The sequence below is a fragment of the Streptomyces sp. NPDC005151 genome, from assembly GCF_053599875.1.
Map to the genome: position 1 here is coordinate 1 of NZ_JBSFYR010000242.1, position 1672 is coordinate 1672.

The 1672-nt window shown below is 68.7% G+C and carries 1 protein-coding gene; it reads right to left on the minus strand.

Annotated elements, in window-relative coordinates; all coding sequences use genetic code 11:
* Window positions 1–159: 159 nt before the first annotated feature.
* Window positions 160–1548 carry an IS1380 family transposase gene (locus ACWD6R_RS40460; RefSeq protein WP_451823323.1) on the minus strand — a complete coding sequence of 463 codons (1389 nt, stop codon included), beginning with the start codon at window positions 1546–1548 and terminating at the stop codon, window positions 160–162.
* Window positions 1549–1672: the final 124 nt, after the last annotated feature.

The window sequence follows — 1672 nt, forward strand, 5'->3', positions numbered from 1 at the left end:
CCCGGATCCACCGGCTTGATTTCGGGTTGATCGTTTCGGGGGTGTGCAGGCCGTGTCGGGGCTGGGTTGCGGATTCGGGCGTGGGGTGGCCGCTGGTCTGCCCAGCTCTTCCACTTGTCCACAGGTCTCGGGCCCTTTCGGGCGGGTCGGTCGGGAGCGTCAGAGGGCTGGTGGCGCATGCACCGTGCTGAAGAGCTGGGTGAAGTCCTGGTTCCAGGGCCAGCGTTCGGGCAGGTGCAGGGTGAGGCGGCGGGCCGAGCGGGCCAGGCGGGCGGGCACGTTGATCAGGTGGTCGCGGATGGTGGCGGTGGTCGCTCTGGCGTGGAACGTTCCGGCCAGGGTGCCGGCGGCGCGGGTCAGGTTGTGCGCCAGGGCGGCCAGGGCGAGCCAGGCGGCGTTGGCCTGGAAATGACCGGACGGTGCGTGCGCGAAGGCGCTGTTCTTGACATCGGCGATCACCTGCTCGACGACAGCGTGCCGACGGTGATCACGCTCGGCGTCGGTCAAGGCGAGCGGGGAGTCGGTGAACGCGGCGTGGTAGCGCCAGGTGTCGAAGAGTGTGCCCTGCCCGGCGGGGACGGCACCATGGCCCAGGCGCTTGACGCGGCGCACGATCAGACGGGCGGTGACGTGCTGCTTCTTCGGCTTGGAAGTGAACGCGGTGTAGGAGACCTCGGCGATCTCGGCGTCCGAGATCCAGCACTGGCTCTCCTCGTCCCAGACCGCTTGGGGATATTTGATCGGCGTCCACGCGTCGTCGCCGATGCGGGCGATCGCGGCCTTGACGGAGGCGTTCATCCGCACCGTGACCGAGAAACGGGCGCCCAGCGTCCGGCAGGCATTGATGACGTCCGCGCCGTAGAACGCGGAGTCCGCCCGTACCACCAGCAGGCCGCTCGCGCCGCAGGCGCGGGCGGTGCGGATGGTCTCGGCCACGAACGCTGCCGCGCCGCGCGCCGAGTTCGAGGGGCCCTTGCGCAGCCTCGTGGCGGCGATCACCGGGGCGGCCAGCGGCGTGGAGACAATGCCGAGCAGTGCGTTCAGGCCCTTGACCTTGCTGTATCCGTAGCCGGCGCCCTGTTTGGCGTAGCCGTAGGTGCGGCGGATGGTGTCATCGACGTCTACGTAGGCGACCTGGTCCGCGCCGGGCAGTAGCGGGGTGTGACGGGCCAGCTCGGGCAGGAACCGGCGGGCCACGGCGTGCAGTTGCTTCACATGTCCGTGCGTGAAGGAACGCAGAAACGACCCCAGCGTGGACGGGGCCCGCACACCGGAGAACAGACGGCCCATCGCGCCGTGCCGCAGCCGGTCCATGTCCTCGATGCTGTCGGCGCCCGCGACCATGCCGCCCACCAGCGACATCAGCTTCGCGGCGGGGAAGGCGCCGGTGCCGTCCTTCGAGCGCGGCAGCCTGATGAGATCATCGGCCAGAGTCGGCAGACCACACCGCTCGGCCAGCCGGATCACCGGCTCCAGCCCGCCGTACGCGACCAGGTTCGGATCGTCGAACACGGATGAGACCGCCGCCGCGGCATGGGAAGATTGCATCTCGGAAGTGCCTTGTCGATCGTGCCTGATGTGGTCCTAGAGAAACCCCATCATCGCAGGTCACAAGGCACTTCTTCGTTCCCCGAGAAACTGTCCACAGACATCAAGCCGGTGGATCCAGGCT

Bases quoted from the DNA above. Each gene is read 5' to 3' on its own strand.
- ACWD6R_RS40460 (WP_451823323.1), bottom strand. From the start codon at position 1,548: ATGCAATCTTCCCATGCCGCGGCGGCGGTCTCATCCGTGTTCGACGAT.